The following is a 24,907-nucleotide window of genomic DNA, read 5'->3' on the forward strand; positions in this document are numbered from 1 at the left end:
TCCTCAGGCAACTTGCAGACGGGCGCTGGCGCGGCGATACAGCGCGAACGTCGCGCACAGGGCGCACAGCGCGGCGAACATCAGCCAGTAGGCGGGCGATGCCTTGTCGCCTGTCTCATGGATAAACCAGGTGGAAATCGCCGGGGTAAAACCGCCGAAGATCGCGGTCGCCAGGCTATAGGCCAGGGAGAAGCCGGCCACACGCACTTCTACCGGCATGATCTCGGTCAGGGCCGGGATCATGGCACCGTTGTACATGCCGTAGAGGAAGGAGAACCACAGCAGGGTTTCCAGCATGTGCGCGAAGCTTGGCGCATTGACCACGTAGGAAAGTGCCGGGTAAGCGGTCAGCACGGTCAAAGCAGTCATGGCGATCAGCACCGGCTTGCGGCCAAAACGGTCACTGAGGGTGCCACCGATGGGCAGCCAGATGAAGTTCGACACGGCCACCAGCAAGGTCACCAGCAGGGCGTCGGCGGTGGTCAGGTTGAGTACGGTTTTGCCGAAGGTGGGTGCGTACACGGTGATCAGGTAGAAGGCCGTGGTGGTCATCGCCACCATCATCATGCCGCCGATCACGATGGTCCAGTTCTTCACCAGGGTGGCCAGCACTTCGCGCATGGTCGGGCGATGCTTGCGGTTGGCGAACTCTTCGGTTTCCTGCAGGTTGCGGCGCAGGACGAAGATGAACGGGATGATCACGCAGCCGATGGCGAACGGAATGCGCCAGCCCCAATCGGCAACCACGGCTGGTTCCATCCACTGGTTCAGGCCATAACCCAGGGCGGCCGCGACCACGATGGAGATCTGCTGGCTACCCGATTGCCAACTGGTATAGAAACCCTTGCGGCCCGGGGTGGCCATTTCGGCCAGGTACACCGACACGCCGCCCAGTTCGGCACCGGCCGAGAAACCTTGCAACAGCCGGCCCATCAGCACCAGCAGCGGTGCCCACAAACCAATGGTGTGATAGCCGGGCACCAGCACGATCAGCAGGGTGCCACTGGCCATGATCGCCAGGGTCACGATCAAGCCTTTGCGACGGCCCACATCATCGATGTACGCGCCGAGGATGATAGCCCCCAGCGGACGCATCAAAAAGCCCGCGCCGAACACGGCGAAGGTCATCATTAATGACGCAAATTCATTAGCGGCAGGGAAGAAGGCGGCGGCGATATAGGTGGCATAGAAACCGAACAGAAAGAAGTCGAACTGTTCGAGAAAGTTGCCGGAGGTGACGCGAAAGACCGCGCCGACTTTGGAGCGGGCAGAGTCAGGCCGTGAAGGGTTTTGCATTTTCTTGTGTCTCCAGCGTTCTTTTTAAAGTGCTTGTTTCGCTTAAGACCGCGGATAGTGGCTGACACATTTGGAAATGATAAGTGAGTTGTTTACATGTATTGATGCGTCGTGGTTATCAATTGCCGGATGCACACAAAACCGCTCCCTCATCTATGCTTGCCCAGTGTGTCCAATTCTTACGGATGGGAGGTGGGTATGAGCAACGAACAGAAGCAGCGCGAAGAGTTGGAGCAGGAGCGGGCGAGGAAGCTTCGCGAGGAAGAAAAGCCGCAGACCTGGAAGCATCCGGACGATGGCACCGAGCTGTCGGAGCGCGATCAGGAGCGCCCGCTCAGGCCTTGATGCAGGCATTTCATTGTGGAGAGGGAGCTTGCTGTGCCGAGGGAGCTTGCTGTGGCGAGGGAGCTTGCTCCCGCTGGGCTGCGCAGCGGCCCCAAGATTTTTGGGAGCGCTTCGCACTGGAGCGCCAGCCCGGTCCAGCGGGAGCAAGCTCCCTCGCCACAGTACGATTCACTGAATCGGCGTACACAACTCCACCAGCGTCCCATCCGGGCACCGCACATACGACACCACCTGCCCCCAAGGCTTGGTGCTCGGCGCAGCAAGTTCTGTCGCACCCTCGGCCAGCGCTCTGGCATGAGCCTTTGACACATCCTCGGTAACAAACCCCAACTCCATCCCCAGCGGTTGCTGTGAAGCATGCGCCTCCACATGCCCGCCCTTGAAGTTCATCTCGCCCAACTCATGCGCTGCAAAAGAGAGGGTGGTATCACCGGTATCCAACTCGCCATAGGTCCCCGATTCATGCAGGAAACGGCGACTGAAGCCGAAGGCTTTTTCGAAGAATTGCAGGGATGCAGCGACGTCCGGGACGTAGACGATGGTGTAGGCAAATTTCATGGTTCAGCGGTCCTTGCTGGAGAAAGGGCTCATTAGAGTCAGCGTCGTGCATACCGTCAACGGGAAACTATTTGACATATTTGATTTGTGATCACATATTGGAGCCATAAGAACGACAACACAGGTTTTGACTCATGACAGATGGCCCGCTTCTCCTTCCCACCTTGCGCCAGGTGTCCCGCGATACCTTGCAAGACCAGGTCTATCGCCAGATCCGCGAAGCCTTGATGAGTGGTCGTTTCCAGCCCGGCCAGAAACTCACCATCCGCGGCCTCGCCGAAGCCCTCGGCTCCAGCCCCATGCCAGTGCGCGAAGCCCTCCAGCGCCTCAGCGCCGAAAACGCCTTTGAAGTCACCGAAACCTCCCGTCTGCGGGTACGCATGATGACGGTCGAACGCCTGCGGGAAATCCGCGATGCGCGGGTCGCCCTGGAAGGTTTGCTGGCAGAAAAGGCCGTATTGCTCCTGGAAAAAGCCGACCTCGACGAAATTTCCGACCTCTGCCAACAGATGCAACAGGCCGCCGACGAAGTCGACGTTTCCCGCTACCTGTGGACCAACTTCGCCTTTCACCGTCGGATCTATGCCGTCGCCCAGGCCGAATTGACCATGGCCGCCGTGGAAAACTTCTGGCTGCACATGGGCCCGTGTTTTGCCCTGGTCGCCCCCGATAAAGCTCACTTGCAACGCTCGATGGAGGCGCATACGCGCATCGTCGAAGCCCTGGCCGCCCGCGATGGCGCCGGTGCCCGCGCGGCCGTGACCGATGACATCATGCAGGCCGCCGATTCCCTGGCGCGCCTGCTCGTCAAGAACGACCGTTCGCGGTCGTCTGTTTCAGGAGGTAAACGTGCATGAGTATCCTACAGCGGCTGCAGCCTTATCCTGGGTTACGTGTGTTGATTTCCGGCGGGGCTGCCGGCATCGGTGAAGTGTTGGCGGCGGCCTATCTGGAGGCGGGTGCCAAGGTGCATGTGTGTGATGTCAGCGAAGCGGCCCTGGCGGCGTTTCGCGACAAGTACCCGGGCACTGTCGCCACCCGTGCCGACGTGAGCGATGCCGCGCAGATCGAGGCGGTGTTCCAGGTGCAGCGCGAGCAATTCGGCGGGCTGGATGTGCTGGTCAACAACGCCGGGATTGCCGGGCCCACCGGCGGCATCGACGCCATCAGCGATGCCGAGTGGCAAGCCACGATCAATATCAACCTGACGGCGCAATACCGCTTTGCCCACCACGCGGTGCCGATGCTCAAGGAATCGTCCCACGGCCATCTGCTGCATATCGCCTCGGTCGCCGGGCGCCTCGGCTACGCCTGGCGCACGCCGTATGCGGCGACCAAATGGGCCATCGTCGGCCTGATGAAATCCCTGGCCTCGGAGCTGGGTGAAAGCGACATCCGCGTCAACGCCTTGCTGCCCGGCATCGTTGAAGGCCCGCGCATGGACGGCGTGATCCGCGCCCGTGCCGAACAGGTCGGTGTGCCGGAAGCCGAGATGCGCCAGGAATACCTGAACAAGATCTCCCTCAAGCGCATGGTCACCGCCGAAGACGTCGCGGCCATGGCCTTGTTTCTCTGCTCGCCCGCCGCCCGCAATGTCACCGGCCAGGCGATCAGTGTCGACGGTAACGTCGAGTACCTGTAGGCCGCGTCAGCGTTTAGCCAGGGAAGAACACACAAGTTACACCCGGGATTTTTTTCATAAGAATAAAAGTCGGAGAATCGTCATGTCCAAAAATCGTCCTGTGATCATCACCTGCGCCGTCACCGGTGCCATCCATACGCCGTCGATGTCGCCGCATTTGCCGATCACCGCGCAGGAAATTGCCGACGCCGCCATCGGTGCCGCCGAAGCCGGCGCCGCCATTGTCCACCTGCATGCCCGTGATCCCATCGATGGCCGTCCCAGCCAGGACCCCGCGCTGTTCGCCGAATTCCTGCCGCACATCAAGGCCGCCAGCGACGTGGTGATCAACATCACCACCGGCGGCGCACCGACCATGGGCGTCGAAGAGCGCCTGCAACCGGTGATGCAGTTCAAGCCGGAACTGGCCTCGCTGAACATGGGCTCGATGAACTTCGGCCTGTACGAAATGCTCAACCGCTTCACCGAGTTCAAGCATGACTGGGAGCGTCCGTACCTGGAAGAAAGCGACGACCGGATCTTTCGCAATACCTTCCGCGACATTACCCACATCCTCAATTCCTGCGCCGAGAACCGCACCCGTTTTGAAATCGAGTGCTACGACATCGGCCACCTGTACACCGCCGCCCATTTCCTGGAGCGCGGCCTGCTGAAACCACCGTTGTTTATCCAGTCGGTATTCGGTTTGCGTGGCGGCATCGGCGGCCACCCGGAAGACCTGGCCCATATGCGCCGCACCGCCGACCGCCTGTTTGGCGACGACTACGTGTGGTCGATCCTCGGCGCCGGCCGTGGGCAAATTCCGCTGGCCACCATGGGCCTGTCCATGGGCAGCAACGCCCGGGTCGGCCTGGAGGATTCGCTGTGGGATGGCCCGGGCAAACTGGCCGCGTCCAACGCCGACCAGGTACGGCGCATTCGCACAGTGATCGAAGCCCTCGGCCACCGCGTCGCCACGCCGGATGAAGCGCGGGAAATCCTCGGGCTTAAGGGGCGCGACCAGGTCAATTTCTAAGTGACAAACCGGCCGCGTCACGGCGCGGCCATGCCCATCCCGCACAACAACAAAAAAGGGGATAACACCATGCGTATCGAAGTGCTTGTGGACGTGAAGACCACCCTGGGCGAAGGCCCGGTGTGGGACGTCGAACAACAACGGTTGTACTGGATCGACAGCGCCGACGGCCGGATCCTGCGCTGCACCGAGGATGGCCGCGAACTGCGGGCCTGGGATGTGGGCCAGAAAATCGGCTCCATGGCCCTGCGCCATAGCGGCGAGCAAGCCATCGTCGCCCTGCAAAACGGTGTGCACCTCCTCGACCTCAGCAGCGGCGAACTGGCCCTGGTGATCGACCCGGAACCCGCACTGCCCAACAACCGCCTCAACGACGGCAAGGTCGACCGCCAGGGGCGCTTTGTCTTCGGCTCCATGGACACCCTCGAAGACAGCGCCAGCGCCAAACTCTACCGCCTCGACGCGGACCTGAGCCTGCACACCCTGGACGAAGGCATCATCGTGTCCAACGGCCCGTGCTGGAGCCCGGCGGGCGATACGTTCTACTTTTGCGACACCTGGTCCGGCGAGATCTGGGCCTATGACTACGACCCTGCCAGCGGCGCGGTGAGCAATCGACGCACCTTCGCGAAGGTCGATACCAGCGGCGGTGGCGCTGCCGACGGCTGCACCGTGGATGCCGAAGGCTGCCTGTGGCAGGCGCTGGTCTACGCCGGAAAACTGGTGCGCTACACACCCGACGGCGAGGTCGACCGGATCATCCAGATGCCGGTGAAAAAGGTCACCAGCCTGACCTTTGGCGGGCCGAACCTGGACACCCTGTTTGTCACCTCCATGGCCAAGCCACCGTTGCCGCGTTTCCCGGCCGACGGTCAGCAGCGCGGGGCGCTTTTTGCGATCACCGGGCTGGGCGTGCAAGGAATAGCCGAGCGACGGTTCGCCAGCTAGCGCGTTTTTTTCAACAAGGCACTTTCCTTTCGCAACCTTGTGTCAGTGCGCGCCCTCGCGCGCCTGGAGAAACCCATGGCAACCTTGAAAAAAGCCTCGCTGCGCAGTATTCACCGGCACTCCTGGGTGTCGCTGCTGGTGTGCTGGATGATCTGGATCCTCAACGCCTACGACCGTGAGATCGTGCTGCGCCTGGGGCCGACCATCTCCAAGCATTTCGATTTGTCGGCCGACCAGTGGGGCACCATGGCCACGGTGATCATGCTCGCCCTGGCCCTGCTGGATATTCCCGGCTCGATGTGGAGTGACCGCTACGGCGGTGGCTGGAAGCGCGCACGGTTCCAGGTGCCGCTGGTGCTGGGCTACACGGCTATTTCGTTCCTCTCCGGGTTCAAGGCCCTGAGCGGCAACCTCGCGACCTTTATCGCGCTGCGGGTTGGCGTCAACCTCGGCGCAGGCTGGGGCGAGCCGGTGGGCGTGAGCAACACCGCCGAATGGTGGCCGGTGGAGCGTCGTGGTTTTGCCCTTGGCGCGCACCACACCGGTTACCCGATCGGCGCCATGCTCAGTGGCATCGTCGCCAGCTTTGTCATCAGCACCTTCGGTGAAGACAACTGGCGCTACGTGTTCTTCTTCGCGTTTGTGGTGGCGTTGCCGCTGATGATTTTCTGGGCGCGGTATTCCACCGCCGAACGCATCACCGCGCTGTACGTCGACATCGCCGCCAAGGGCATGACCCCGCCGGACAACGCACCGGCCAGCCAAGTGAAGGGCCACGCCTGGCGCACGTTTATCGCCACATTGCGCAACCGCAATATCGCCCTGACGGCGGGTAATACGATGCTGACCCAAGTGGTGTACATGGGCGTCAACATCGTGCTGCCGGCCTACCTGTACAACATTGCCGGGCTGTCCCTGGCCGAGTCGGCGGGGATGAGCGTGGTGTTCACCTTGACCGGGATTCTCGGGCAACTGGTATGGCCGTCGCTGTCGGACATCATTGGCCGGCGCGTCACCCTGATCATCTGCGGGGTGTGGATGGCCGCCAGTGTCGGTGCGTTCTACTTCGCCAACACCCTGACCCTGATCATCGTCGTGCAACTGCTGTTCGGCCTGGTGGCCAACGCGGTGTGGCCGATCTACTACGCGGTGGCCTGCGACTCGGCCGAGCCGTCGGCGACTTCCACCGCCAATGGCATCATCACCACCGCGATGTTTATCGGTGGCGGCCTGGCGCCGGTGCTGATGGGCAGCCTGATTGCCATGGGCGGCGGCTGGACCACCTTGCACGGCTACACGGTGTGCTTCTTCGTGATGGCCGGCTGTGCCCTGGGCGGGGCGCTGCTGCAACTGTTTTCCCATCGCCCGCCGGCGCTGGTTGCGCAACTCGAACCCTAGAACAACACCGATGCGTCCCCCAGCCGTTGCGCTGGCGGGGCGCCAAGAGGAATTGCCCGATGAAGACTGCCAACACCGCCCGTGAACCACGGGAGTTGAACAAACTGATGTTCGTCAAGCTGATGCCCTTGCTGATCATCGCCTACGTGCTGAGCTTCCTGGACCGCACCAACATCGCCTTGGCCAAGCACCACCTGGACGTTGACCTGGGGATTTCAGCAGCGGCCTATGGCCTGGGCGCCGGGCTGTTTTTCCTGACCTATGCGCTGTCGGAAATCCCCAGCAACCTGATCATGCACAAGGTCGGCGCGCGGTTCTGGATAGCCCGGATCATGGTGACCTGGGGCCTGATTTCGGCGGCCATGGCGTTCGTCCAGGGTGAGACCTCGTTCTATATCCTGCGCCTGCTGCTGGGCATTGCCGAAGCCGGCCTGTTTCCCGGGGTGATGCTGTACCTCACCTACTGGTTCAACCGCGAGCAACGGGCGCGGGCCACCGGGTATTTCCTGCTCGGCGTGTGTTTTGCCAACATCATCGGTGGCCCGGTGGGCGCGGCGTTGATGCGCATGGACGGGCTGCTCGGCTGGCACGGCTGGCAGTGGATGTTCCTGCTCGAAGGGCTGCCGGCAGTCGCGTTTGCCTGGGTGGTGTGGTGCAAGTTGCCGGACCGTCCGAGCAAGGCGCCATGGCTCTCGGCCGCAGAGGCGCGCGGCATTGAACAGCGCATCGCGATGGAGACCGAAGAGGGCGCAGGCGAGGGCGGGCATTCCCTGAAGAACTGGCTGACACCGCAGATCCTGCTGGCGATCTTTGTGTATTTTTGCCATCAGATCACCATCTACACCGTGATCTTTTTCCTGCCGAGCATCATCAGCAAATACGGTGAATTGAGCACCATGAGCGTCGGCTTGCTGACCTCATTGCCGTGGATTGCCGCAGCGGCCGGCGCTGTGTTGCTGCCGCGCTTTGCGACCACGCCCACCCGTGCTCGGCGGCTGTTGATTACCGGTTTGCTGACCATGGCGTTGGGGCTGGGGATTGCCTCGGTGTCGGGGCCGGTGTTCAGCCTGCTGGGCTTTTGTGTGTCGGCGGTGATGTTCTTTGTGGTGCAGTCGATCATCTTTCTCTACCCGGCCTCGCGCCTCAAGGGCGTGGCGCTGGCGGGCGGGCTGGGCTTCGTCAATGCCTGCGGATTGCTCGGCGGGTTTGTCGGGCCGTCGGTGATGGGCGCGATCGAGATGAGCACCGGCAATGCCACGAATGGCTTGAAAGTGATTGCCGTGGTGCTGGTGGTGGCCGCGTTGGCCGCCTTGCGTTTGCGTCAGGGGCAGGAGCCCGGTCACACCAGCAACGAGGTAGGAAACCCCGAAGCCAGCACCAGGTAAGCCACGACTGCCGCCAGGCACAAACCGACAAATACCCGTAACAGTGTCCTGGCGGTGGGATGTGCGATGAATTTGATGGCCCAGAGCAAAATCCCGGCAACCAGGACGCTCAAGGCAGAAATGACCAGCACGATGGTGTTCTCGCAAGCCTTGGAAGCTGCTTTATAGTCCCAAAGGCCCGTGTTGAACAGTGTGCGCATAGACGCAGGGCCCCGGGTGTTTCTAAACTGCGACTTATCCAGGGCAGTGGGGCGGTCGCCGATGAATCGCAATGAATTACGCAAGGCCGACATCAATTTGATGGTGGTCTTTGAAACCTTGATGCTCGAACGCAACGTGACCCGGGTGGCGGAGAAGCTGTTTCTCGGGCAACCCACCATCAGTTCGGCCCTCAACCGCCTGCGTACGTTGTTCAATGACCCGCTGTTCATTCGTGTCGGCCATCGGATGGAACCTACCGCGCGGGCCGAGGAAATCATCAAGCACCTGTCGCCGGCCCTCGACTCCTTGTCGTCGGCCCTGAGCCTGACCCACGATTTCGACCCGTCCATCAGCACCATGACCTTTCGCATCGGCCTGTCCGATGACGTCGAGTTCGGCCTGCTGCCGCCGCTGCTGCGGGCCTTGCGCCAGGAAGCGCCGCAGGTGGTGTTCGTGGTGCAGCATGTGGATTACTGGCGCATCCCGGACCTGCTGGGTTCCGGGGATATCACCGTCGGCATCACCCAGACCCGCGGCCTGCCGGCCAATGCCAAGCGCAAATTATTGCGGCATATCCGCCCGTGCCTGCTGCGGGCGGACGCCTCGGACAAACCCCTGACCCTCGACGAATATTGCGCACGGCCCCATGTGCTGGTGTCCCACACCGCCAACGTGTCCGGGTTTGCCGATGAGTGGCTGGCGGAAATCGGTCGCAAGCGCCACGTGGTGCTCTCGGTGCCGCAATACAGCGCATTGCCGGCGCTGCTCGCCGGCACCGACATGATCGCCAGCCTGCCGGATTACACCGCCCAGGCCATGGCCGCCGGAGGCAATCTGTTCTGTGAACCGTTCCCGTTCGAAACCCCGACCCTGGACTTGTCGATGGTCTGGCTCAGCCACGTTGACACCGATCCGGCGGAGCGCTGGATGCGTTCGCGGCTGGAGGCGTTCATGAGCGAGCGGGACATGCTGCCGGTGGTCGCCCCCAAATCTTGAGATAAAACCTTCAGGGAGATCCAGGCATGGCCCCATCCCGTTCCTTGCTGCGTGGGCGCGGCAGTCATGACAGCGGCAAGGTTGGCATGGTCGAGCTGTTTTTCGACCTGGTGTTCGTGTTTGCCGTGACCCAGTTGTCCCATTCGCTGCTCGCCCACTTGTCCATCGGCGGTGCCGTGCAGGTGGCGTTGATGATGGTCGCGGTGTGGTGGGTGTGGATCTTCACTTCGTGGGTCACCAACTGGCTGGACCCGGAAAAAATCCCGATCCGCATCGGCCTGTTCGGCTTGATGGTGGCGGGCCTGTTGCTGTCCTCGTCGATCCCCAAGGCGTTTACCGATCGCGGGCTGTTGTTCGCCGGCGCCTATGTGTTCATGCAGGTAGGACGCACGCTGTTTGCGTTGTGGGCGGTGCGCGGCGAGTCGCTGAACATGACCCGCAATTTCCAGCGGATCCTGGCGTGGATGCTGTTTTCCGGGGTGTTCTGGATCACCGGTGCGCTGCTCGAAGGCGAGCAGCGCCTGGCCTTCTGGGCCCTGGCGCTGTTGATCGAGTTGATTTCCCCGTCGGTGTATTTCTGGGTGCCCGGGCTTGGGCCCTCGACGCTTGCGGACTGGAATGTGGAAGGCAACCACATGGCCGAACGCTGCGGCCTGTTTGTGATCATCGCCCTCGGTGAGTCGTTGCTGGTGACCGGCGCGACCTTCGCCGAACTGCCCTGGAGCGTGGACGGGCTGGCGGCATTCCTGGTGGCAGTGGTGGGCAGCATCGCCCTGTGGTGGATCTATTTCGACAGCGGCGCCGAGCGCGCCCACCATCGCATTGCCAGCTCTGCCGACCCGGGCCGTCAGGCGCGGATCGCCTACACCTACCTGCATGTATTGATCGTCGCCGGGATTATCGTCAGCGCCGTGGCCGACGAACTGGTGCTGGTGCATCCGGGGCATGCCAGCCAGGCGGGCGTGGTGGCGATCATCGCCGGCCCGTGGTTGTTCCTGCTGGGCAGTGCGCTGTTCAAGTGGGTGATGAGCGACCGGCCGTTGCCACCGTTTTCGCACCTGGGCGGCTTGCTGATGCTGCTGGTATTGCTGCCGCTGGGATTGCAGCAGGTGTTTTCGGCGTTGGTACTGGGGGCGTTGACGTCGGCGGTGTTGGTGATCGTGGCGATCTGGGAAAATCGCTCGCTGCACAGCCTGACCGAAGTTTCACACTGAAAGCGGTCTGATTCCGCCCGGCCCCGTGCTATATGTATGACTCTTTTCCTACAACAACTCGGAGCCTTTCATGCCGCATCTGCATCTGGAATACACCGCCAACCTCACAGAGCTGGCCGTTGAGAAAACCTTATTGCGGCTCAACAACGTGCTGATGGCGTCCGGGCAGTTCGGTTCCGAGTTCGATATCAAAAGCCGCGCGCTGAAGGTGGAGACATTCCAGGTTGGCACGTCCATCAGCCCGCGCGCTTTTATCGCGGTCAAGCTGTCGCTGCTCAGCGGGCGTTCACCGCAGGTCAAGAAGCAATTGTCGGAAAGCCTGTTGGCGGCGCTGCAGGACCTGGGCGATTGGCCTGCAGACCTGCAGGTGCAGCTCAGCGTCCTGCTGGTAGACATGGATCGCGATTCCTACAGCAAAGTCACCATCGGCTAACTACTGTAGGAGCGAGCTTGCTCGCGAAAAACTAACAGACGACGCGGGGATCCTGAATGCCCGTGTCATCGTTAACGTTCTTCGCGAGCAAGCTCGCTCCTACAAAAAAGTTATAGCAACCCCTGATCCGCACACACCTTCACCACCTGCTCCCTGAACCACGTGTTGGCGCTGTCCTGCGCGCTGTGTTCATTCCACTGCATATCCAGGGTAAACCCCGGCAAACCGTTCGGCGCTTCGCAATGGCCGAACACGGTCGTGTCTGCCAGCAGCTTCAGCACTCGACGGGGCAAGGTGACGATAAAGTCAGTGCCGGTGATCATCTTCAGCGCCGCGCTGTAGCTGTTGGCGCGGGCGATCACCTGGCGTTTGTGGGACTGGCGCGCCAGCCAGCCGTCGATCATGTTGGTGTCGGAACTCCAGGGCGTGGGGAACACATGGCGCCGGGCGACGAAGGATTGCAGGCTGAACGCCGGTTCCCGGGGCGCCGAGTGTTTGTCGAACACGCACACCAGGTCGTCCTCCAGCAGCATCTGGGTCTTGATGTCCTTGTGCTCGCGATGAAAGTGCGGCCCGAAGCAAATCACCAGGTCCAGACGCCCGTCGCGCAAGGCGTCGGCCGGGACCTCGGTTTCGAGCTTCTGCACGTTGACGATCACCGGCAGGTCGGCGCGGTCGAAGTTTTTCAGCAGGCGCGGCAGGATCAACTGTTCGAAGTATTCTGGGGCGCAGACGTTGAAGGTCACAGCCTTCTGGGTGGGGTCGAACGTTTGGCTGCCGGCATGGCACAGGTTGATGCTTTCGAGGATTTTCTGCACATGCCCGTACATGGTGGCGGCTTTGTACGTAGGACGCATGCCCGCCCGGGTGTTGATAAACAACTCGTCTTCGAAGCTGGTGCGCAGCTTCTTCAGGCTGTAGCTCACGGTGGACTGGCTGACGAACAGGGTTTCGGAAACCTCGGTGACGCTGCTTTGGTCGTAAACAGCGACAAACACCATCAGGTCCTGCATATCGAGCTTTCTAAGCAAGTTGCTGTTTAGCATCCGTTCCGTCCGCAAGCGCTTTGTACCGAACTCGGTACAAGACAATACAAAATGTTAACGGAACGCTCGTACCAATAGAAAGCTCTGTCGGACCTTTCTCTGTTTGAGGTGGGACAAATAATGTTTACAACACGACCTCAGCGAATATGCCGCGCGTAATGCCGGGGATCGAAGCGCAGTACGATCAGCAGCATCACCACCACCACGGCCGTCAATGACCACCAGGCCCACTCGAAGCTGCCCAGCTGGTCGCGGATCATCCCGGCAATCAACGGCGACAACCCGGCGATCAGGTAGCCGATGCCCTGCACAAAGGCCGTCAGGCCACCGGCGCGGCGCGGGTTGTCGAGGTGGTCGAGGGACAGGATCAGGCTCATCGGAAACAAGCCGCCAATCCCCAGGCCGAGCAAACACGGCCACAGCAGGCTCAGGTATTGCGGGCTCAGGATCAGTCCGCAGAAGCCGGCGATGATCAGCACCAGCAGCACCGCGACCACACCCCGCTTGTCCCTCCGGCGGTTGGCGATGGCCGGGGTGATCAGGCCGGAGACCACTTCCATGGCCGTCAAAAAGCCCAGCAACAGGCCGGCGTTCTGTTCACTCCAGCCTTGTTCCACGTAGTACGGCGCCAGCCAGGCCAGCACGCAGGTGTAGGACGCGGTACCGAGGCCGAAGAAAATCGCCAGCAACCAGGCCCGGCGATTGCCGAAGAATGACGCCTGCGGGCCTGCGCCGGCTTGCGGCAGCGGCGGCAGCACCGAGCGTTGGGCGTACCAGAACACCAGCGCCAATACCGCGAGAACCGCCCAGATGGCCAGGCCGATGCGCCAGCTGCCGGTTTGCACCTGGATAAACGGCGAGAACGAAGCGGCGAGGGCCGCGCCGCCCATGATCGCGGTGACGTACAGGCCCATGAACAGGGAAACGTTGTCGCTGAAGCGCGACTTGATCAAGGCTGGCATCAACGCCTGGATCATCGCGATCCCCACACCGGCGGCAATGGCGCTGAGGATCAGCTCAACCGCCGAGTCCAGGAACAACCGGGAGACGGTGGCCAGGCCGATCACCACCAGCGACAGCACAATGCTGCGATGCTCGCCGAAGCGTTTGGCCACGCCCATGCCAAAAAACATCGCCAGGCCCATGGCCATGACGGGCAGCATGGTCAGCAGGGAGGCCGTGCTGAACCTCAGGGCCACATCGGCGCGAATCGACGACAACAACGGGCCGACGGCGGCCATCGACGGGCGCAGGTTGAGGGCGACCAGCACAACGCTGATCATCAGCCAAACGGCGGTGGCGGGTTTTGCGCGGACGTTTTCCATGGGCAGGCCTTGAACTGACAAGGGCAGTATTAGGCCGGGCGTGGGGGAGGGCGGCAAATGAGAAAGTCGTTGGGGCTATTGAAAAAATGCATCTGCTGACACGGCACAAATCAACAGGTAGGAGCTGGCTTGCCTGCGATAGCGGTGGGTCAGGCAACACATCTGTGTCTGATAGACCGCAATCGCAGGCAAGCCAGCTCCCACAGGGAACAGTGGTGCTCTTGAGTGTTTCTACACCGCCCGGATCACATGCTTGATCTCCTGAAACGCCTGCAACCCCCAAGGCCCCAGTTCGCGGCCAATGCTGCTCTGCTTGTAACCACCCCACGCCGTTTGCGGGAAGATCACCTGCGGCGCGTTGATCCACACCAAACCCACCTGCAAAGCATTGGCCACTCGCTCAGCCGCTTCCACGTTGCAGCTCAGCACGCTCGCGACCAGGCCAAACTCACTGTCATTGGCCAGCGCCACCGCCTCGGCCTCACTGGCAAAACTGCGCACGCACAGCACCGGGCCGAAGATCTCCTCGTTCCACAACGCGCTGTCCAACGGCACTTCAGTGAAGACCGTCGGGCGAATGAAATACCCATGAGGCAAATCCGCCGGGCGCCCGCCGCCACACAGCAGCTTCGCGCCGGCTTGCAGGCCACGTTCGATATGCCCCAGCACCCACTGGTACTGCGCACGGTTGACCAATGCGCCCATTTCCACGTCTTCGGCAAACGGGTCCGCCACGCGAATGCTCTCGGCCCTGGCCTGCAAGCGGGTGAGAAACTCGTCCGCCAGTTCGTCGGCCACCAACACCCGGCTGGTGGCGGAACACATCTGCCCGGCGTTGAAGAAACCACCGCCGCAGGCCAGTTCCACGGCCAGGTCGAGGTCGGCGTCCGCCAGTACCAGCAACGCGGATTTGCCGCCCAGTTCCAGGCTCACACCCTTCACCGTTTCGGCGGCGCGCTGCATCACCTGCACGCCCACGGCATTGCTGCCGGTGAAGGAGATTTTCGCGATCCTTGGGTCAGCCGCCATCGGCGCGCCCACCGCCAGGCCAGTGCCGCAGACCAGGTTGAACACACCGGCAGGCAAGCCCACCGAGGCGATGATCCGGCCCAGTTCCAGCTCTGCCAGCGGCGTCACTTCCGAAGGCTTGAGCACCACGCAGCAACCGGCCGCCAGCGCCGGGGCGAGTTTCCAGGCGGTGGTCACCATCGGGAAATTCCACGGCACGATCAGGCCCACCACGCCGCAGGGTTCACGGCGTACACGGGCGCTGAAATCCTCAGTGGGCAGTACCACCGGACGATCCTGGGTGGCATCCATTTCGTCGGCCAGGTTCGCGTAATAGGCAAAGGTGGCGATCACGTCATCCACATCGATGCCGGCTTCAAACAGCGGCTTGCCGTTGTTGCTCGATTGCAGTTGCATCAGGTGTTCACGCTCTGCGCTGACACCCTCGGCGATCTTGCGCAACAGCGCGGCGCGGTCGCGGCCGGTGCTTTTTGACCAGCCCGGGAAGGCCGCGCTGGCGGCGCCGATGGCCTCAGTCACCGCGCCTGCATCACCCACGCTCACTTGGGCCAGGGTGGCCTCGGTGGCCGGGTTGATCACGTCCAGCACGTCATGGCCGGCACGCCACGCGCCATTGATAAACAGCCCATTCAATACCGCGCTCATACCGCCACCTCCTTCATCCAAAGCCCCTGGTCGATTTCAATCAGCGTCGGGCCCTGGCGATCAGTGGCGGCACGCAAGGCGCTGCGTAATTCCTCAACACCCTGGATACGCTGGGCAGCAGCGCCGAGGGCCTTGGCCACGCCGATAAAGTCCGGGGTGTAGATGTCCACGCCCACCGGTTCGATGGCGCGGTTGACCATGTATTTCTTGATCTCCTCATAGCCCTGGTTATTCCACAGCAGCACGATCACCGGCGTGCGCGCTTCCACGGCGCTGGCCAGTTCCGGCAGGGTGAATTGCAGGCCGCCGTCGCCGATCAGGCACACCACCGGCGCACCGTTGCCGCGCCCCAGCCACGCACCGATGGCCGCCGGCAAGGCGTAGCCGAGGGTGCCGTAGCCGGTGGAGGAGTTGAACCAGCGGCGCGGCTGGTCGAGGTTCAGGGTCAGGTTGCCGGTGTACACCGGTTGGGTGGAGTCGCCCACCAGTACGGCGTCGGGCAGTTCGTCCAGGACGGTGTTGAGGAACAGGGTTTGCGCGCGGGTGGCGGCATCCCAGGTGGGTTCCAGTTCGCTCCACAGGCGGGCGACGCGGTGGGCGCCCCAGTTGCTGTCCCGGGCGGCCAGGGGTTTGTTGCCCAGCTCGGCAAGCAGTGCCTGCGCAGCGATTTGCGCGTCGGCTACCAGCGCGACTTGCGGCGGGTAATTGCGCACGGTCTGGTCGGAATCGATGTCGATGCGCAGCAGGGCGCCGGGAATGTCGAAGCCGCCGGCGAAGGTCACGTCGTAGTCGGTTTCGGCCAGCTCGGTGCCGATCGCCAGCACCACGTCTGCCTCGGCCACCAGCGCGCGGGTGGCGACCAGGGTTTGGGTCGAGCCGATCAGCAGCGGGTGATTGGAGGCCAGCATGCCCTTGGCGTTGATGGTCAGCGCCACCGGCGCGCCGAGGGCTTCGGCCAGCTGCGTCAACTCGGGGGCTGCGTCGATGGCACCGCCACCGGCGAGGATCAGCGGACGTTTCGCCGCTGCGAGCAACTGGCTCATCTGCTTGACCGCCGACGGCGCAGCGCCAGCGCGGGAAACGCTGACCGGTTCGCTGCCGAGCAACGCGTCGGCGTTTTCCACCAGCACATCCAGCGGGATTTCGATGTGCACCGGGCGCGGTCGTCCGGCCTGGAACAGCGCAAATGCCCGGGCCAGTACACCGGGCAACTCGGCCGCCGACATCAAGGTATGGGAGAACGCCGCCACGCCCGCGATCATCGCGTTCTGGTTCGGTAGCTCGTGCAGCTTGCCGCGCCCGCCGCCCAGCTGGCTGCGGGACTGCACGCTGGAGATCACCAGCATCGGGATCGAGTCGGCGTAGGCCTGGCCCATGGCGGTGGTGATGTTGGTCATGCCGGGGCCGGTGATGATGAAACACACGCCGGGCTTGCCGCTGGTGCGCGCATAGCCGTCGGCCATGAAACCGGCGCCCTGTTCGTGGCGCGGGGTGACGTGGCGGATGCTCGAGCGCGCCAGGCCCCGGTAGAGTTCCACGGTGTGCACGCCGGGGATGCCAAACACCTGGTCCACGCCGTAGCCTTCCAGCAGGTTGACCAATACTTCGCCGCAGGTCGCCATTGTCGTCGCTCTTATTGTTGATAAAGGCCCGTATTGGAACGGCTGGCCCGTAGCGGCAACAATCGATAAAAAGTCATACTAGCCATGTCCTCACGTCATGGCTGCGCCCTTATGAAACGTCTTCCGCCGCTGCCGGCCCTGCACACCTTTTGGGTCACGGCCCAGTGCTGCAACTTCACCCGAGCCGCCGAGCAATTGCACATCACCCAGGGCGCGGTGAGTCGGCAGATCGCCGGGCTGGAAAGTCATCTGGGCTATGCGCTGTTCCAGCGCCAGGCTCGTGGCTTGAGCCTCACCGAAGAGGGCCGCGAATGGTCACTGCGGGCGCAGCAGGTGTTCGGCCTGATCGGCGAGGCGGTTGAGCAGATCGGCACCCGCCGCGAGACCTTGCAGCTCAAGGCCTCCACCTGCGTGATGCGCTGGCTGTTGCCGCGCCTGATGCAGTGGCAGCAGGAACGCCCGGATGTGCCGGTGGAGTTGACCACCACCGTGGCCTACACCGTCGACTTTCGCCGCGAGCAGTTCGATGCCGCGGTGATCTACGCGCCGATTGCCGAGCAATCGGCCCAGGCCCGGCATCTGTTCGATGAGCGCCTGACACCGGTGTGTGCGCCGGCCTTGCTCGGTGGCTTGCACACGCCCGCCGATTTGCAGCAACAGGTGTTGTTGCACCCTACGCGGGATGAGCGCGATTGGGCGTTGTGGTTGAAAGCGGCGAATACACGCTTGAGCAATCTGGCCCAGGGGCATCATTTTGAAACCCTGGACCTGGCGATGACGGTGGCGTCCCAAGGCTCGGGCGTGGCAATTGGTGACAGTGCGCTGATTGGCGAGGACCTGAAGGCGGGGCGGTTGGCCACGCCGTTTGAACTACGGGTGCCGACGGGGATGGGGTATTACCTGGTGTACCCGCCGGGCACTGAGCCCTCGGCGGGGTTGGAGCAGCTTATGGATTGGCTGGTGAGCCAGGCACAGGCTTAATAAATGATCGTTCCCGCGCTCTGCGTGGGAATGCCGCCCTGGACGCTCTGCGTCCGCTCTAGGAGCCGTGACGCGGAGCGTCACAAGATGCATTCCCACGCAGAGCGTGGGAACGATCGAGCGTAGGGGGATCAGTAACCTATGGTAAACCGCTGGCGTGAATGCTTCGGTGTTTCCACTTCATCAATCAGCGCAATCGCAAAGTCGGCAAAACTGATCCAGCTGCGGCCTTCACTGCTCACCAGCAATTCATCCTGGCCCAGGCGGAATGTGCCGGTGCGTGCGGTCTCCACGAACTCCGCCGAAGGTGACAGGAAGGTCCAGTCCAGGTCTTTTTCCTGGCGCAGGGTATCGAGGAAAACACTGCCGGCGCTGGCTTCGGCTTTGTATTCCTCGGGGAAGCCCGGGCTGTCGATCACTCGGCTGCCGCCCGGCAACAACAGCGAACCGGCACCGCCGACCACCAGCAGGCGCTTCACGCCGGCTTTTTTCACCGGGTTGATCACCGCTTCCGCAGGCAGGGTGGCGAAGTGCGCCGCGCTGATCACCACGTCGTTGCCGCGGATGGCCTGTTCCAGCGCCTGGGCATCCAGCGCATCGACTTGCTTGGCGGTGACGCCAGGGCGCGCGCCGATCTTGTCGGTATTACGTGCGATGGCCGTGACGGTGTGCCCGCGACGCAGCGCTTCTTCCAGCAGTTGGCTACCGGCACGACCGGTGGCACCAATGATTGCGATCTTGCTCATGACGTTCTCCAGTACGGTTAAGGGTTGAATCAACTCACCACTGCATTTCGCCCTTGGCGACTTTGGCGCCCAGTTCCAGGGTGCTCTCGTCACCCAGGTTCGGGTAACGCTTTTGCATCGCCGCAATCAGGGCGGCGGAGTCCTTGGCCTTGGCGGTTTCTTCGTCAAAGGCCTTGATGTAGTCGGCGGTGAACGCCACGGATTTGAGCGACGGCGTGCCCAGGTAGTGACCCGGAATCACCGTGCGCGGTTTCAAGTCCTGGATACGTTGCAGGGTGGCCAGCCAATCGGTGTGGGACTTCGCGGTCTGCGTATCGGCCATCCACACATGAATGTTTTCCGCGACGACTACACCACCGACCACCGCCTTGATCGACGGGATCCACACAAAGGTGCGGTCCGGTTGTGCGCCGTCGAGGCCGATCACCTCCAACTGCTTGCCTTCGAGGGTCAGGCTGTGGCCCTCAAGCACCTGGGGAATGACGGCTTTGCCAGGCTTGTCCGCGCCCAGTTTCGGGCCCCAGAACGCCAGTTTGTGTTCAACGGTGGCCTTGATATGGTCCACCACCGGCTGCGGTGCCAGGACTTTGGCCTGGGGGAAGGCGGCGGTCAGGGTATCGAGGCCGAAGTAGTAGTCCGGGTCGCCGTGGCTGATGTAGATGGTAGTCAGGCGCTTGCCGCTGGCGCGGATTTTTTGCACCAGTTGCTCGGCCTGGGTCTTGCCGAATTGGGCGTCCACCAGGATCGCATCTTTGTCGCCGCTGACCAGTACCGAGGTGACCGGCATCATCGCGGTTTCGCCCGGGTTGTAGGCGTCCAGAGTCAAGTCGGCCGCCACGGCGTGCGCGGCGAAGGCCAGGGAGGCGGCGGCCAGGGAGGCGGCGGCCAGGGCCACGCGCTTGAGCGGGGAGAATCCAAACATGTGCAGCTCCAGTCATGGGTAAGGTGTGGACAGAGCTTAGTTGCACCAAACGCTACAAAAAATGCGATGCTTGGACATAGTTTGTTTCTAAAAGCGGGCAAATCATGGATCGTCTTCAAGCAATGCGGGTGTTTGTCGCGGTGGTGGACTTGGGCAGCCAGTCGGCGGCAGCCGACCATCTGGACCTGTCGCGCCCGGTGGTGTCGCGCTACCTGGCGGAGCTGGAAGACTGGGTCGGCGCGCGCCTGATGCACCGCACCACCCGCAAGCTCAGCCTGACCGCCGCCGGCAGCGAAACCCTGCCCCGTTGCCGGCAGATGCTGGAGTTGTGCAGCGACATGCAGGCCGCCGTCAGCGAACCCGACGAAGCGCCTCGCGGCCTGCTGCGCCTGAGTGTCAGCACCTCGTTCGGCCAGGCACAGCTGGCCGATGCCATGGCCGAATACGTCAAGCGCTACCCGCTGGTCAACATCGATATGCAGATGCTTGATCGCACGGTGAACCTGGTGGATGAGCGCATCGACCTGGCGATCCGCACCAGCTTCGAGCTGGACCCCAACCTGATCGCCCGCCGCCTCACGCTGTGCCGTTCGGTGATCTGCGCATCGCCCGCTTACCTGCTGGAGCATCCGCAGCCGCGGCAGGTACAGGACCTGGCCCGGCACAATTGCCTGACCCACTCCTACTTCGGCAAAAGCCTGTGGCACTTCATGGAGAACGGCGAGCCGGTGTCGGTGCCGGTGCAGGGCAATATCAGCGCCAACGAGGCCAGTACCTTATTGCGGGTGACGCTGGCGGGAGCAGGGGTGTCGCGGCTGCCGAGTTATCAGGCGGGCGACTACATCCGCAGTGGCGAGTTGATCCGCTTGTTGCCCGAGGCCGAGCCGCAGCAGATGAACATCTACGCGGTGTACGCCTCGCGCAAGCATATGCCGGCGGCGCTGCGCAGCCTGCTGGATTTCCTGGTATTGAGGTTTCCGGAAGAGCCGGTGTGGGACGTCGGTCTCTAAGCCGACATAAACAGGTTGAATGTCGCCCGATAATGGCGACTTGCCCCAGCTGACCTATGCTTATCAAAGCACCTTCTTGATCGGATCAGAGGTCAGCATCATGTCGATCAAAACAAGAAAGTACCTGATGATTTTCACCCTGTGCGCCGCCGCCACCGCGCTCTATGGCACTGCCGCCTACCGCGTCGAACAGACCCGCATGCAGCCGGGCTTCGCCTCCAGCTGCAATCACGGTCAATGCGTTGGCCACATGGCTGCCTTCAGTTCGCTTCGCTAGCGTCCTGGTCGGCTTTCAACTGCTCCCGAAACGCCTTCGGGGAGAACCCGACGCGTCGGCGAAACAGCCGTGAGAAGTTGGTCGGGTCGGAAAAGCCCAAAACCTCCGACATTTCATTGATGGTCATGCTGGTGTAGGTCAGCAGGCGCTTGGCTTCCAGCAACTGGCGGTCGTGCATGATCTGCAACGCGGGCTGCCCGCCCAACTCCCGACACGTACCGTTCAGGTGTGAGACCGAGATCCCGAGCTTGTGGGCCAGGTCTTCGATTTTTGGGTGCTCGCGATAATGTTGCTCTACCAGCTGGGTGAACCGGCGGAAGTATTCGCGGCCCCGCGGTGCCCGTGGATGGCGGCGCTGGATGGCCTGGCGGCTGATCCACACCAGCAGCACGCTGACCAGGGCGTGCATCATCATGTCCCGCGCCGGTTGGTCGCTGGCGTATTCCTCCTGCAGGCGCGCAAACAGGCTGTTGAGGTAGTCACTGTCGTTGCCGGCAGGGTAGCTGCCCAGGGCATTCAGGCCATCCAGCGCCGCGCCCAGTTGCCCCTGCAGGTGCGCCATCAGCGGCGCGGCCAGGGTGACCACAAACCCCTCGACGTCTTCGGAAAAGCGAAAGCCATGCACGCATAACGGCGGCAGCACCTGCAGCGTCGATTCATTCAGGGTGCTGCGCTGCCCCTCGATCTCCAGTTGTGCCTGGCCTTTGTGCACGTAAAGCAACTGGCACAGGTCCGCATGCCGGTGGGGCTGGATTTCCCACTGGTACTCACGGCTGCGCCGGGAGATGGTTTCACAGTGCAACAAATCCGGGGTCGGCCATTGCTGGCTCTCACCGTAGAGTTTGAACACTGGAATCGCGGCACTGGCAGTTTTGGTCATGGCTTCATCCGATACTTCGGGAGAGTTGTGCGGTAATCGCCCCAATTGGCGAAAAGCGCAGCTTTGGGCTCAGTTTTCACCTTCTTATGCCGGGCACTCAAGTGAAAAATGCCAGCAACACCTTCAATGACAACTCTTTCACCGGATACGTTCGGATGAAGCTTGCGGGCCATAAAAATAATGAAAACGCTGAAAACCCAAGTCGCCATCATCGGTGCCGGTCCCTCGGGGCTGCTGCTCGGTCAACTGTTGCACAACGCCGGGATCGAAACCCTGATTCTTGAGCGCCAGACGCCGGATTACGTGCAAGGGCGCATCCGTGCCGGGGTGCTGGAACAAGGCATGGTCGACCTGCTGCGCCAGGCCGGCGTGAGTGCGCGGATGGATGCCGAAGGCCTGGTGCATGAGGGCTTTGAGCTGGCGCTGAATGGGCAACTGACCCATATCGACCTCAAGACGCTGACCGGCGGCAAGACGGTGATGATCTACGGGCAAACCGAAGTCACCCGCGACCTGATGGCCGCGCGCCAGGCCAGCGGCGCGACAACGTTGTATGAAGCCGGCAACGTGCAGCCCCATGATCTGAAAAGCCCGGAGCCGTGGCTGAGCTTCGAACATAAAGGCGAGCATTACCGGCTGGACTGCGACTACATCGCTGGCTGCGATGGATTTCACGGTGTGGCGCGTCAGTCGATTCCCACCGAGGCATTGAAAGTCTTTGAACGGGTCTATCCGTTTGGCTGGCTGGGCATCCTCGCCGACACCCCGCCGATCCACGATGAACTGGTGTACGCCAAGCACGAACGCGGTTTTGCCCTGTGCAGCATGCGTTCACCGACCCGCAGCCGTTATTACTTGCAGGTGCCGGCCGATGAGTCGGTGGACGACTGGTCCGATGCACGCTTTTGGGATGAACTGAAAACCCGCTTGCCCAGCTCACTCACCGAGCAACTGGTGACCGGCCCGTCCATCGAAAAGAGCATCGCGCCACTGCGCAGTTTTGTGGTGGAGCCGATGCAATACGGTCGCCTGTTCCTGCTCGGCGACGCCGCCCACATTGTGCCGCCCACCGGCGCCAAGGGTTTGAACCTGGCGGCCAGCGATGTCAGTACCTTGTTCAATATCCTGCTCAAGGTGTACCGCGAGGGCCGAGTGGAATTGCTGGAGAAGTACTCGCAGATTTGCCTACGGCGGATCTGGAAGGCCGAACGGTTTTCCTGGTGGATGACCTCGATGTTGCATCAGTTTCCTGAGGCAGACGGCTTCAGCCAGCGCATTGCACAGAGCGAATTGGAGTATTTCGTGGACTCAGAGGCGGGGCGTAAAACCATTGCAGAAAATTACGTCGGACTTCCTTACGAGGCTATCGAATAGTCAGCTATCTAGTACACTGACGAGCATTCCCGTGGGCCTCCTTTTCCCGCGGGCCCTTGCTCGCAGGTTCTGCCGTGACCAACCTCAATCAGCCCGCCACACCCGCCGTGCGCAGTGTCCTTGTCGCCTTGATGATGGCGATCTTTCTCGGGGCTTTGGACCAGACCATCGTCGCCGTCTCCATGCCGGCGATTTCCGCCCAGTTCCATGACGTCAACCTGCTGGCCTGGGTGATCTCCGGCTACATGGTGGCAATGACCGTGGCCGTGCCGATCTACGGCAAGCTCGGCGACCTGTACGGGCGCCGGCCAATGATGCTGATCGGCATGGGGCTGTTCACCCTCGCGTCACTGTTCTGCGGCATGGCCCAGAGCATGGAGCAACTGGTGCTGGCGCGGATCCTCCAGGGCATCGGTGCTGGCGGGATGATTTCGGTCAGCCAGGCGATTATCGGCGACATTATTCCGCCCCGTGAGCGCGGGCGCTACCAGGGTTACTTCAGCAGCATGTACGCGGTGGCGAGCGTGGCCGGCCCGGTGTTGGGCGGCTACATGACCGAGTACCTGTCGTGGCGCTGGGTGTTCCTGATCAACCTGCCGCTGGGCGCGGGCGCCTGGTGGGTGGCCCATCGCACGCTGGTGGGGCTGCCGGTGCCGCAACGCAAGCCGGTGATCGACTACCTCGGCACTGTGCTGATGATCGTCGGTTTGACGGCGCTGTTGCTGGGTATCACCGAAATCGGCCAGGGCCATCATTGGCGCGACGATGAAGTGCTGGGGCTGTTGGTCTGTGCCGTGGTGGCGTTGACGGTGTTTGTGTGGCACGAGCGTCGGGCGCGGGAGCCCTTGTTGCCGATGCACCTGTTTGCCAACCGCAGCGCGGTGTTGTGCTGGTGCACGATTTTCTTTACCAGTTTCCAGGCGATTTCCCTGACGGTGCTGATGCCGCTGCGCTACCAGACCGTCACCGGTTCCGGTGCCGACAGTGCCGCCTTGCATTTGCTGCCGCTGGCGATGGGCTTGCCGATGGGGGCGTATTTTGCCGGGCGCATGACCTCGGTGACCGGGCGTTATAAACCGATGATCCTGATTGGCGCCTTCTTGAGCCCGATCGCGATTTTCGGCATGGCGTTGAGTGCGCCTCAGGCGGTGGCGGTCACCAGTCTGTTTATGTTGCTGTGCGGGATTGCCGCCGGGATGCAGTTTCCGACTTCCCTGGTGGGTACGCAGAACTCGGTGGAGCAGCGGGATATCGGGGTGGCGACCAGCACCACCAACCTGTTCCGTTCCCTGGGCGGTGCGGTTGGGGTGGCATGCATGTCGGCGCTGTTGCTGGCGTTGTTGCAGGACTCCAGTTTTGCGCACCTGGCCAGTGGGGCGCTGGTCGCGGAAGGGAGTTCGGGGAATGTGCTGCTGGATGGCTTGAATGCGGCGCCTGGGCCGGCGCAGGATGCCTTGCGGGGGGAGTTGTTGATTACCTTCAGGCATTTGCTGATGGTCAGTGCCGGGGTGTCGTTGTTGGGGTTGGCGGCGGCGATTGCCATGCCTGATCGGGTGTTGCGGGGGCGGGAAGACAAGGCCAAATAGTTGGACCAATGAAGATTAAATGTGGGAGCGGGC

The 24,907-nt window shown here is 62.3% G+C and carries 25 protein-coding genes; 15 read left to right on the top strand and 10 right to left on the bottom strand.

The features are described 5' to 3' along the window. Positions 1–3 precede the first annotated feature (3 nt). Positions 4–1,296 carry an MFS transporter gene (locus HX839_RS03900; protein WP_003211917.1) on the bottom strand — a complete coding sequence of 431 codons (1,293 nt, stop codon included), beginning with the start codon at positions 1,294–1,296 and terminating at the stop codon, positions 4–6. Between the two features lie 198 nt (positions 1,297–1,494). Between HX839_RS03900 and HX839_RS03905 the strand changes: the two genes are divergently transcribed. Continuing rightward, entirely contained in the window at positions 1,495–1,641 is a 147-nt protein-coding gene (locus HX839_RS03905) for a hypothetical protein (protein ID WP_003211914.1), read from the top strand. Between the two features lie 168 nt (positions 1,642–1,809). Here HX839_RS03905 and HX839_RS03910 read toward each other — a convergent pair whose 3' ends face one another. Then, positions 1,810–2,199, bottom strand: coding sequence for a VOC family protein (locus HX839_RS03910; protein ID WP_177066761.1), 390 nt, complete (start codon positions 2,197–2,199; stop codon positions 1,810–1,812). Between the two features lie 134 nt (positions 2,200–2,333). Between HX839_RS03910 and HX839_RS03915 the strand changes: the two genes are divergently transcribed. The 6 genes from HX839_RS03915 (at position 2,334) to HX839_RS03940 (ending at position 8,587) form a co-directional block, all read left to right on the top strand. Then, positions 2,334–3,056: a GntR family transcriptional regulator gene (locus HX839_RS03915; protein ID WP_003211913.1), complete on the top strand. Its 723-nt coding sequence runs from the start codon at positions 2,334–2,336 to the stop codon at positions 3,054–3,056. Beyond that, positions 3,053–3,841: an SDR family oxidoreductase gene (locus tag HX839_RS03920; RefSeq protein WP_177019685.1), complete on the top strand. Its 789-nt coding sequence runs from the start codon at positions 3,053–3,055 to the stop codon at positions 3,839–3,841. The genes HX839_RS03915 and HX839_RS03920 overlap by 4 nt, the downstream gene beginning before the upstream one ends. 82 nt (positions 3,842–3,923) lie before the next feature. Further along, positions 3,924–4,856: a 3-keto-5-aminohexanoate cleavage protein gene (locus HX839_RS03925; protein ID WP_003211908.1), complete on the top strand. Its 933-nt coding sequence runs from the start codon at positions 3,924–3,926 to the stop codon at positions 4,854–4,856. 69 nt (positions 4,857–4,925) lie between these two features. Continuing rightward, the gene (locus HX839_RS03930) at positions 4,926–5,804 is read left to right on the top strand and encodes an SMP-30/gluconolactonase/LRE family protein (RefSeq protein WP_177066762.1); all 879 of its coding nucleotides are present in this window, start codon (positions 4,926–4,928) and stop codon (positions 5,802–5,804) included. A 75-nt stretch (positions 5,805–5,879) separates the two neighbouring features. Then, a complete protein-coding gene (locus HX839_RS03935; protein ID WP_003211904.1) occupies positions 5,880–7,202 on the top strand; it encodes an MFS transporter in 1,323 nt (440 codons plus the stop codon). A gap of 59 nt (positions 7,203–7,261) precedes the next feature. Further along, a complete protein-coding gene (locus HX839_RS03940) occupies positions 7,262–8,587 on the top strand; it encodes an MFS transporter (protein ID WP_102368305.1) in 1,326 nt (441 codons plus the stop codon). Here the strand turns inward: HX839_RS03940 and HX839_RS03945 are convergent. Beyond that, positions 8,542–8,787 carry a hypothetical protein gene (locus HX839_RS03945; RefSeq protein ID WP_023659101.1) on the bottom strand — a complete coding sequence of 82 codons (246 nt, stop codon included), beginning with the start codon at positions 8,785–8,787 and terminating at the stop codon, positions 8,542–8,544. The genes HX839_RS03940 and HX839_RS03945 overlap by 46 nt on opposite strands. Before the next feature lie 61 nt (positions 8,788–8,848). On the opposite strand from HX839_RS03945, the gene HX839_RS03950 reads away from it, so the two are divergent. The 3 genes from HX839_RS03950 (at position 8,849) to HX839_RS03960 (ending at position 11,431) form a co-directional block, all read left to right on the top strand. Then, positions 8,849–9,784: a LysR substrate-binding domain-containing protein gene (locus HX839_RS03950; RefSeq protein WP_003211897.1), complete on the top strand. Its 936-nt coding sequence runs from the start codon at positions 8,849–8,851 to the stop codon at positions 9,782–9,784. Between the two features lie 26 nt (positions 9,785–9,810). Then, on the top strand, positions 9,811–10,998 hold the full coding sequence (locus HX839_RS03955) for a low temperature requirement protein A (RefSeq protein ID WP_008437907.1): 1,188 nt from the start codon (positions 9,811–9,813) through the stop codon (positions 10,996–10,998). 70 nt (positions 10,999–11,068) lie between these two features. After that, a complete protein-coding gene (locus tag HX839_RS03960) occupies positions 11,069–11,431 on the top strand; it encodes a 5-carboxymethyl-2-hydroxymuconate Delta-isomerase (protein WP_177066763.1) in 363 nt (120 codons plus the stop codon). A gap of 110 nt (positions 11,432–11,541) precedes the next feature. Here HX839_RS03960 and HX839_RS03965 read toward each other — a convergent pair whose 3' ends face one another. From HX839_RS03965 to HX839_RS03980, 4 genes are all read right to left on the bottom strand, one after another. Then, positions 11,542–12,477 carry a LysR family transcriptional regulator gene (locus HX839_RS03965; RefSeq protein ID WP_023659100.1) on the bottom strand — a complete coding sequence of 312 codons (936 nt, stop codon included), beginning with the start codon at positions 12,475–12,477 and terminating at the stop codon, positions 11,542–11,544. Between the two features lie 137 nt (positions 12,478–12,614). Beyond that, entirely contained in the window at positions 12,615–13,802 is a 1,188-nt protein-coding gene (locus HX839_RS03970) for a cyanate transporter (protein ID WP_177066764.1), read from the bottom strand. 231 nt (positions 13,803–14,033) lie between these two features. Next, entirely contained in the window at positions 14,034–15,476 is a 1,443-nt protein-coding gene (locus HX839_RS03975; RefSeq protein ID WP_177066765.1) for an aldehyde dehydrogenase family protein, read from the bottom strand. Next, positions 15,473–17,098: a 5-guanidino-2-oxopentanoate decarboxylase gene (locus HX839_RS03980; RefSeq protein WP_177066766.1), complete on the bottom strand. Its 1,626-nt coding sequence runs from the start codon at positions 17,096–17,098 to the stop codon at positions 15,473–15,475. Before HX839_RS03980 ends, HX839_RS03975 begins: the two co-directional genes overlap by 4 nt. A 111-nt stretch (positions 17,099–17,209) precedes the next feature. Here HX839_RS03980 and HX839_RS03985 point away from each other — a divergent pair, with 111 nt between their 5' ends. Continuing rightward, positions 17,210–18,079, top strand: a complete 870-nt coding sequence (locus HX839_RS03985) for a LysR substrate-binding domain-containing protein (RefSeq protein ID WP_003210650.1) — start codon at positions 17,210–17,212, stop codon at positions 18,077–18,079. Between the two features lie 131 nt (positions 18,080–18,210). On the opposite strand, the gene HX839_RS03990 is transcribed toward HX839_RS03985, so the two are convergent. Next, positions 18,211–18,825, bottom strand: a complete 615-nt coding sequence (locus HX839_RS03990) for an NAD(P)-dependent oxidoreductase (protein WP_177066767.1) — start codon at positions 18,823–18,825, stop codon at positions 18,211–18,213. 34 nt (positions 18,826–18,859) lie between these two features. After that, positions 18,860–19,747 carry an MBL fold metallo-hydrolase gene (locus HX839_RS03995; RefSeq protein WP_177066768.1) on the bottom strand — a complete coding sequence of 296 codons (888 nt, stop codon included), beginning with the start codon at positions 19,745–19,747 and terminating at the stop codon, positions 18,860–18,862. Positions 19,748–19,851: 104 nt separating this feature from the next. Between HX839_RS03995 and HX839_RS04000 the strand changes: the two genes are divergently transcribed. Then, positions 19,852–20,757, top strand: a complete 906-nt coding sequence (locus tag HX839_RS04000) for a LysR family transcriptional regulator (RefSeq protein WP_003210653.1) — start codon at positions 19,852–19,854, stop codon at positions 20,755–20,757. Between the two features lie 100 nt (positions 20,758–20,857). Then, entirely contained in the window at positions 20,858–21,034 is a 177-nt protein-coding gene (locus tag HX839_RS04005) for a hypothetical protein (RefSeq protein WP_162835184.1), read from the top strand. Here the strand turns inward: HX839_RS04005 and HX839_RS04010 are convergent. Then, positions 21,018–21,914, bottom strand: coding sequence for a helix-turn-helix domain-containing protein (locus tag HX839_RS04010; protein ID WP_003210655.1), 897 nt, complete (start codon positions 21,912–21,914; stop codon positions 21,018–21,020). The two genes, HX839_RS04005 and HX839_RS04010, sit on opposite strands and share 17 nt — an antisense overlap. Positions 21,915–22,103: 189 nt before the next feature. Between HX839_RS04010 and pobA the strand changes: the two genes are divergently transcribed. Together pobA and HX839_RS04020 are read left to right on the top strand one after the other, a co-directional pair. After that, positions 22,104–23,288: a 4-hydroxybenzoate 3-monooxygenase gene (pobA, locus tag HX839_RS04015; RefSeq protein ID WP_173883010.1), complete on the top strand. Its 1,185-nt coding sequence runs from the start codon at positions 22,104–22,106 to the stop codon at positions 23,286–23,288. A gap of 74 nt (positions 23,289–23,362) precedes the next feature. Next, a complete protein-coding gene (locus HX839_RS04020) occupies positions 23,363–24,874 on the top strand; it encodes an MDR family MFS transporter (protein ID WP_177019679.1) in 1,512 nt (503 codons plus the stop codon). Positions 24,875–24,907: the final 33 nt, after the last annotated feature.

The sequence above is a fragment of the Pseudomonas sp. I8001 genome (assembly GCF_013385345.1).
Taxonomy (GTDB): Bacteria; Pseudomonadota; Gammaproteobacteria; order Pseudomonadales; family Pseudomonadaceae; genus Aquipseudomonas.